General features: G+C 60.3%; 5 protein-coding genes and 2 CRISPR repeat arrays (1 of these 7 running past the window's edge). All 5 genes read right to left on the bottom strand.

The genetic code is table 11. From position 1 onward, the window contains the following. Positions 1 to 160 precede the first annotated feature (160 nt). The 5 genes from F572_RS0100915 to F572_RS0100895 all read right to left on the bottom strand — a co-directional run bounded on the left by F572_RS0100915 (position 161) and on the right by F572_RS0100895 (position 4813). Positions 161 to 1324: a Card1-like endonuclease domain-containing protein gene (locus F572_RS0100915; protein ID WP_018158309.1), complete on the bottom strand. Its 1164-nt coding sequence runs from the start codon at positions 1322 to 1324 to the stop codon at positions 161 to 163. A gap of 137 nt (positions 1325 to 1461) precedes the next feature. Further along, positions 1462 to 2258: a CRISPR direct-repeat array (repeat unit 36 nt; unit sequence GTCTTAATCCCTTTTGGTTCAGGGCACTGCTTCAAC). Positions 2259 to 2472: 214 nt separating this feature from the next. Further along, on the bottom strand, positions 2473 to 2796 hold the full coding sequence (cas2, locus tag F572_RS0100910; RefSeq protein ID WP_018158308.1) for a CRISPR-associated endonuclease Cas2: 324 nt from the start codon (positions 2794 to 2796) through the stop codon (positions 2473 to 2475). Positions 2797 to 2798: 2 nt separating this feature from the next. Then, a complete protein-coding gene (locus F572_RS0100905; protein WP_018158307.1) occupies positions 2799 to 3542 on the bottom strand; it encodes a CRISPR-associated endonuclease Cas1 in 744 nt (247 codons plus the stop codon). After that, the gene (cas1, locus tag F572_RS0100900) at positions 3532 to 4527 is read right to left on the bottom strand and encodes a CRISPR-associated endonuclease Cas1 (RefSeq protein ID WP_018158306.1); all 996 of its coding nucleotides are present in this window, start codon (positions 4525 to 4527) and stop codon (positions 3532 to 3534) included. The genes F572_RS0100905 and cas1 overlap by 11 nt, the downstream gene beginning before the upstream one ends. 1 nt (position 4528) lies before the next feature. Beyond that, positions 4529 to 4813 (bottom strand): CRISPR-associated endonuclease Cas2, encoded by a 285-nt coding sequence (locus F572_RS0100895; RefSeq protein WP_018158305.1) that lies wholly within the window; start codon positions 4811 to 4813, stop codon positions 4529 to 4531. Between the two features lie 326 nt (positions 4814 to 5139). After that, positions 5140 to 6000: direct repeats of the CRISPR family, unit length 36 nt; unit sequence GTCTTAATCCCTTTTGGTTCAGGGCTGTCGTTCAAC (it continues 7 nt past the right edge of the window).

The following is a 6000-nucleotide window of genomic DNA, read 5'->3' as shown; positions in this document are numbered from 1 at the left end:
CAGACCGAACCGACCAACGACGAGGCATCATCCATCACCGACCGGAGCGCCGCCTGAACCAGCAACTGCTCATACACCAGACTTGACCATAACTCGCACTGCGGTCGTTGAACGGCTATCCGCACAGTGTTGGCCGTATTGGCCCGGCCGGAGATGAGTCTCAGGTGCCGGCCCCAAGGCCGGCTTTCCATTCGCGGACGATATCCCGCAGGTTCGGCAGGTCCTGAGGGCCCAGCAGGCGGATGCCGTGCTGTCGCGCGCGTCGGCCCATGTCGTCCGTGGGTGTCCGGGCGCTGATCATCCACGTGGTGCCGAATACGCCGCGCAGACGGTCCCCGATGCTGTGCAGCTTGTAGAGCTGATGATCGTCAATCCCCTGGTCGCGTCCGTGGCGCGCTGTCTTGCACTCGACCACCAGTGGCCGATTGGCATGGACCGCCACCACGTCCAGCTCATTGCGGGCGCCGTCCGTGCCGTCCCAGGTGCCGACCACACCCAGGGCAACATCATCAATACCCTCATCGTGCAGGCGGTGGTACACATACTCCTCCAGCCATCCGCCATTCAGAAAACGTGTGCGCTCGATGTCCAGGAACAGGATTTCCCGGCCACCGCTCCAGCCGATCATCCCGGTGTCTCGCAGCCAGCCGAGGTGTGTCTTCCGTTGGCCGTACGGGGGGGTTCTGAGAGCCTGCTCGGGGGCCAGTAACTCGTCATCCTCGCCCCGCGCAATGCTGGCAAGTCGGTTGAGTTCGCCGAGGAAGGCGCCGTCGTCTCGAGCGATATCCGCAAGGCCCTTGGCAACCCGCTTGCGCTCTGTAGCGTGTTCTAGCCAACCCGCCTCCGACGAGACCGCGCTGCGGAAGCGGAAGCCTTGCGTGCGCAGACTCAGCGGAACGTCCAGCACCGAATCCAGCGGAACCGGGGGTTCGGCACGCTCGGTACCCACTGGCAAATGCTCCAGCCGGCCATTCTCGGTGTCGGTGTAGATCCGCCGGTCCACCGTGTCGCGCAGTATTTCCAGGAATCCAAGCGCCATGAGCTTGGTGCCGCCGGTCACATTGAGCACCACCTCGTCCACCTTCGGCAGTCGCTCGACCAGATCCAGCGCAAATTCGTGTACCCGAGACACGTCCGCGTCCGGCGCATTATCGAAAACCTGTACGGAAATACCGTTTTGTTCCTGCAACTCGCGAAGCCGTCGGGCCTGTTCGAGCATTGCGGGCGTGACGATCAGAGCTGCGTGATCAGGGCGCTCCATCAGCGCGGGGATGAGGTTGGCCGCCAGCTGGTGTGACACCAACTGGATATGGAGGCGCGTCATTGCCTTCTCTCCATGGTGATTCGGAAAACGTGTGCACCCGATGCAGGTGGCGGCTCTCGGTCAGTGCCCATTCAGAGTGGAATGCATGCCAGGTTTATGCGGGGGCCCCTGGGCCTGGCCGCATAAGCCGAAAGCTTTTCTAGGGGGCTTTTGGTTCTGGGTACTGCTTCAACTCATTGAGCAATCCCGGCCGGTGCCGGAGGGGTGTCTTAATCCCTTTTGGTTCAGGGCACTGCTTCAACCGCTGGACGAGGCACACATGATCTCTGTGTACGTCTTAATCCCTTTTGGTTCAGGGCACTGCTTCAACATGAATGGCGGGTTCATCAATCACGGCGAAGCGTCTTAATCCCTTTTGGTTCAGGGCACTGCTTCAACTAAGAATGTCGATCTCATCGCATATCCTGCTCAGTCTTAATCCCTTTTGGTTCAGGGCACTGCTTCAACTGGCTAATGCAGTCCAACAGTACGAGTATTCCGTCTTAATCCCTTTTGGTTCAGGGCACTGCTTCAACCGAATGGCATAACGAGCGCGGCGGCCCGTGTAGTCTTAATCCCTTTTGGTTCAGGGCACTGCTTCAACGAAAAGTAACTTAACCAATAGCAGTCGAGGAGATTCGTCTTAATCCCTTTTGGTTCAGGGCGCTGCTTCAACCATACCTTTCCGGCTGCCGTGCTGGGCACTACCCGTCTTAATCCCTTTTGGTTCAGGGCACTGCTTCAACTGACGCGGAAAGCATTGCCGATGAAGCCCATAAGTCTTAATCCCTTTTGGTTCAGGGCACTGCTTCAACCCGTACCATGAATGCTCGCAAGGGTGTTACCAAGGTCTTAATCCCTTTTGGTTCAGGGCACTGCTTCAACATTCTCGAAACCCGGTAAAATGCCCTGCCACACTGTCTTAATCCCTTTTGGTTCAGGGCACTGCTTCAACTGCTGCGGTCCAGTGTAGCTCTAGAATCAGCCATTTGCGAGGGGGGTTGTCGAAAGCCAGGCCGGTCTCCGAAGCGAGGTGCGCGCTGCGAGCGGACATTGCCGTTCTATGTTTGTCCGAAAGCCCGCATCGTGGCCGCCTTGTGGCCGCGGTCGGTCGTCGGCGTCGTCGGGCGAATCGCGCTGCAGGACGATCCGCGTATCGGGTGTGTGGGTTAGTCATCAATGGGGTCGGAGAGGCCGAGGGTGATGCCGCACCCGAAGAGGTTGATGCCGGCCAGCGGGTGGGCGCGACCCAACGTGTGGTACTGGGGTTTGCTGGGCAGTGGGTACAAACGCAGGTCGTCCTCGCGTGTGTCGATGCGTTGTTCGAGCGTTGCAGCGAAATGCCGGGCGCGGTCATGGGGCGCGACGTACAGAAAGACCGAGTACTGGATAGGAAGGGCATGCCCTCGCAGGAAGCGGTGAAAGCGCCGGAGGCGCCGAGGGTTACTGATGTCATAGGTGATCAGCCAGGGAATGGACCGGTTGTGAGACATGTTCAGCTCTGATGCAGCAGACGCCCGAGTGATCGGATCGCCTCGAGCAGCTTGATGTGGTGCCGGCGCGTCCAGGCCTCGAAGAAGTGGAGGATGCTGAAGTCGTCATCCTCCTGGGCGATCAGGCTTCCGGACCCCAGGTTGAGCTCCGCCCAGAGCAGTGCCGCGATGCTCTCGCACAGGTCGAAGGTGCTGTCTGCATCGGCGGGCCGCTGGAGCGGAAATCCGTCCTCCAGAAGGATGCTCGCGACCCATGCACTGGTCCAGGGGCGGGCGTCGATCGGGAAGAAGTTCGCGTGTTCGCCTCGGTGTACATACTCGCGGTGGGCCCGCGAGGGATGCACTTTGGGGTTGAGTGCGCCCCGTTTTCGCCAGTCGCGCAGTTGCCCGTCTCGCTGGGCGGTGGCCCAGGCATCCAGCCGCTCGCGCCAGTCCGCGTGGCCGAGGAACTGGTCTACGAGCGCCTCGCGCGAAAGCCCGATGGGTGTTTGTGGCAGCAACCTGCCGATGATTTCGCCATCGTGGCTGATCCAGTGAACACAAATGCCTTGCTTGATGGTCAGCATCAAGGCGGCCTGATCCCAGGGTACGGAGGTCGGGCTGGTCACCCGGCTGATGCGCTCTATCGGTACCTGAATGCAGCGTCCGTCGGCGTGCTGCAGGTGCAGCCCCGGATTGCGACAGGCCACGCGCTGAATTCCCGGTGTCACATAGAGCGGGATGCGGTTCTTTCCGTCAATTGGCACGGCTGGGAGTTCCTGATGCTGAGGGGGCGCCTGAAGCAGCCGGGTTCGTTTCGCGCACCGCGTGGGCCAGCCGGCGGGTCGCGTGAGCGAGGTAGCGGCGAGCCAGCGGGGCGCGGGCCTCCCAGGCCTGGAAAAAGCGTGCCCGACCGGCCTTGCCCAACAGCATGGCGCCCTGGTCGTCATGAAAATGGTCCGGCCTCAAGTCGCGGCTCCAGAAGCGCTCCAGGGCCCAGGCGTCCGCGAGCGGGCGCAAGGGCTCAATCAGGTCGGAGGCGAGTGATTCGCGGCCATGGGCGAGACCGTGGAAGAACCCCACCGCCGGGTCGAGTCCGGCGATACGTGCGGCACGTACGGCCTCGAAGTGAAGCAGGGTGTAGGCCAGTGACAAGGTGGCATTGAGGGGGTCCGGCGGCGGACGTTTGCGCCGCCCGGTAAATTCGAGTGCGTCGGGCGCCAGATCCACCAGGCACTGGAAGTAGACGCGGGCAGCTGCGCCCTCGATGCCACGCAAGCGAGCCAGGTCGGGTGGCGATGTCTCTAGCTGAGCCAGTGCCATGCTCAGATGCTCGGTGGTACGCCGCACAATGCGCCCATGTTCCGAGCGGGCACGCGCATGGCGCCGTAGCCACAGCCGCTGGCGACGCAGCTTGGCGCGTATGAGGTCCGATGCCTGCCAACGACAAAAGTTGTCGTCTGCAGAGAGCCGGGCCTGCGCCACGCGGGTGGCGGCGTCCCGGTGCAGCGGGCCGGCGACCGGAGTGGCGCCCTGGCGGCCCCGAGCGGGCAGGAACAGAAGATCGACGCCTTCGTTGACGAGGCTCAGAATCACTCGTGAACTCAAGCGGATGCTCGCCCCCACCAGGACGATGCGCTCCAGCAGCGCCAGGGGGACGACCTGCTCGCGGCGCTCGGCGACATACAGCGTCAGGGTTCGGCCATCCAGGCGCAGCTCGATGTCGCGCCGGTCCAGGTACAGGGTGGCCATATCAGCCGCCGTAGAAAAACGCAGGGTCGTGCGGTGGCGTGGCTTTCCCGTAGACCAACGGTTCCTGCCGAGGGTCGAGCCGTAGCAGCAAGAACCGGTCTTCGTTTTCCTCCAGTAGAAGGCTCATATCGTGGAGGAGCTCACGATGTTCACCCGGGGTCAGATAAACCTCGTGTACGGATTTCTGGCCCCCCGTGGCATGTGCGCGCACGCGTTTGAGAGCCGCGCGAAGGCGGCGGGGTTGCCGTACATCGTAGGCTGCCAGGTAGAGTTTTCTCCGGCTCATGGACCGTGCTCCCGTTTCGGATTTCGGTCCAGATTAACGAGTGGCTGCGGGGTCGTACGGATTGACAAGCTTGTCGCCGCGAGCTTGTCGGGTGACGCAGTCCATCAACGGCCGGGATGGCGGTCAGGATTCGGTGCAGGGGGCGCTCGTTAGTGAGCTCGTTCAATTGCTGACGCTTCAGGGGCGGGTGCCATTATTCGTGCTTCAGCGTGGAGCGTCCCATTCATCCATCATCCGCCCGGTTTGCAGGGGCGAACCATTCATTCATGCCTTGGCGCAGGGCTTTCATCCCCCAAGTTGGCGGACCGCAAGGTCTTCAAGTGCGCATCTTGATCCCTTTTGGTTCAGGGCTGTCGTTCAACTCACAGAAAGCCGCGTTTAACATGAATGGTTCGTCTTAATCCCTTTTGGTTCAGGGCTGTCGTTCAACACGCACGGGGCGGCCTCCCTGAAACTCACGGAAGGTCTTAATCCCTTTTGGTTCAGGGCTGTCGTTCAACGGTCGGAGTGGAGGGATTTGAACCCCCGACATGTCTTAATCCCTTTTGGTTCAGGGCTGTCGTTCAACTTCTCCTTCTAGTACATTTAGTCTATTTAGTAAGGTCTTAATCCCTTTTGGTTCAGGGCTGTCGTTCAACGCTTCGTCGTAGACCTGCCCGGTGTGGGCCTGGGTCTTAATCCCTTTTGGTTCAGGGCTGTCGTTCAACTTACCGTTAGCGGTAAGCCCGTTTTTAACGGCGCGTCTTAATCCCTTTTGGTTCAGGGCTGTCGTTCAACACACTGCGGCGGCGCTGTTTCAGGCCGCACACTGTCTTAATCCCTTTTGGTTCAGGGCTGTCGTTCAACCCTACGCGGCGATCTGCCTGGACGTGGTGGCGGCGTCTTAATCCCTTTTGGTTCAGGGCTGTCGTTCAACGTTCTTGAAGTGTTGAGCAAGGTCCGCGACTACAGTCTTAATCCCTTTTGGTTCAGGGCTGTCGTTCAACATACTTCAATGGTGATGCTTACCCTTGTGGAAAGGTCTTAATCCCTTTTGGTTCAGGGCTGTCGTTCAACGAACAATTCGCGTATAATGCTCATTCAGCGGATGTCTTAATCCCTTTTGGTTCAGGGCTGTCGTTCAACAATCGATATGGATTGGTTGGTTCCTGAGCGAGAGTCTTAATCCCTTTTGGTTCAGGGCTGTC

The organism is Thioalkalivibrio sp. ALE14 (assembly GCF_000376845.1).
Taxonomy (GTDB): Bacteria; Pseudomonadota; Gammaproteobacteria; order Ectothiorhodospirales; family Ectothiorhodospiraceae; genus Thioalkalivibrio.
Note: the sequence above shows the minus strand (reverse complement) of the source record. Positions and strands in the feature narration are given on the sequence as shown.